General features: G+C 69.7%; 2 protein-coding genes and 1 pseudogene. 1 reads left to right on the top strand and 2 read right to left on the bottom strand.

Features of this window, described 5'->3' with window-relative positions; all coding sequences use genetic code 11:
• Positions 1 to 184: pseudogene (locus tag GA0115259_RS31730) on the bottom strand (gamma-aminobutyraldehyde dehydrogenase); the annotation flags it as partial.
• A gap of 187 nt (positions 185 to 371) precedes the next feature.
• On the opposite strand from GA0115259_RS31730, the gene GA0115259_RS31725 reads away from it, so the two are divergent.
• On the top strand, positions 372 to 944 hold the full coding sequence (locus tag GA0115259_RS31725; RefSeq protein ID WP_093603370.1) for an NADAR family protein: 573 nt from the start codon (positions 372 to 374) through the stop codon (positions 942 to 944).
• Between the two features lie 26 nt (positions 945 to 970).
• Here the strand turns inward: GA0115259_RS31725 and GA0115259_RS39345 are convergent.
• A partial coding sequence (locus GA0115259_RS39345; protein WP_141716774.1) for a DUF4190 domain-containing protein occupies positions 971 to 1,437 on the bottom strand: 467 nt, incomplete at its 5' end.

Genomic DNA, 1,437 nt, shown 5'->3' with positions numbered 1-1,437 from the left:
CGAGCGCGGCGGCGACGGCGGCGTCGACATCGGCCGCGCCCGCCAGCTCGTAGGTGTAGATCTCTTCGCCCGTCGCCGGGTTCACCACGGCATGCGTACGTCCCGACGTGCCGGGCCGCAGCCGCCCGCCGATGAACTGCGCACCGTCCGCGAAGCGGTCCCGCACCTGGAAGCGGTTGGTCATGACGCTCTCCATTGGCCCAGTTGTAGCTCCGGCTTCAATTGAGTGCCGATCCTGACAGAGCACATGCTCCTCAACAAGGGATTCCGTTGTTGCCTTTTGGTTACGCGACGGAATCGGTCGACCATGTGTCGCATCGGCATGCTCGGAGGCATACGGAGTGTCAGTGGTGGCTGCCAGACTCGCGTGCATGACGAATCACCGGGGGAGCGTGGTCCGTACGGCGGCCGGGCCGGCCGAGCGGACGGAGCGCGGCGAGACGATCAAATATCTGCACTTCTGGGGGCATACTCCACGGCGGGACGGCACGCTGGGCGCGAGCTGTCTCAGCCAGTGGTGGCCCTCGCCCTTCACGGTCGACGGCGTGGAGTACGCGACGGCCGAGCACTGGATGATGGGGGGCAAGGCCCGGCTCTTCGGGGACGAGGAGGCCGAGCGCGCGGCCGTCGGCGCGGCGAATCCGGCGCTGGCCAAGAAGGCGGGCCGACTGGTGCGCGATTTCGACCAGGCCGTCTGGGAGCGCGAGCGCTTCGGCATCGTGGTGGCCGGCAGCCTCCACAAGTTCGGGCAGGATGCCGGGCTGCGCGCGTTTCTGCTGGGCACGGGCGAGCGGATACTCGTGGAGGCCAGCCCGATGGACCGGATCTGGGGCATCGGACTGGCCTCGGACGATGAGCGCGCCCAGGATCCCGGGCGCTGGCGCGGGCTGAATCTGCTGGGCTTCGCGCTGATGGAGGCGCGCGAGCGGCTCCGGTCGGTATGAGCGACCCGGGCCGGACCCGGCCGTGATCAGCGGCCGGTGCCGACCACGAGCGAGGTGGCGAACGGGTCGGTGTTCGTGGTGTCGAGGTTCTCGTCGTTGACGATCGCCCAGATCAGGAAGCCGAGGAACGCGGCACTGATCAGCGCGCCGATCGAGCCGAGGATGATGCCCGCGAGCGCCATTCCGCCATTGGTCGCCTCGCCGCGCTGGGCCTTGCGGCGGCCGATGATCCCGAAAATCAGCGCGAGGACTCCGACGATGATCCCGACGCCCCAGAAGCAGAAGGTGACGACGGCGATGATGCCCAGCACCATCGACGTGATACCCATGCCGTTCGCCGGGCTCGGCTGCCAGCCGGCGTTGCCGTAGCCCGGGTATCCGGGGGCCGGATAGCCATAGCCCGGCGTGGCACCGTAAGGCGGCGCCGACTGCTGGGCGCCCGGCGTCGGCTGCGGCGGGACGCCCGGGTAGCCGTAAGGGCCCGGGGCCGGCT

The sequence above is a fragment of the Streptomyces sp. MnatMP-M17 genome (assembly GCF_900091995.1).
Classification (GTDB): Bacteria; Actinomycetota; Actinomycetes; order Streptomycetales; family Streptomycetaceae; genus Streptomyces.
This window is presented reverse-complemented; position numbering and strand designations above follow the sequence as displayed.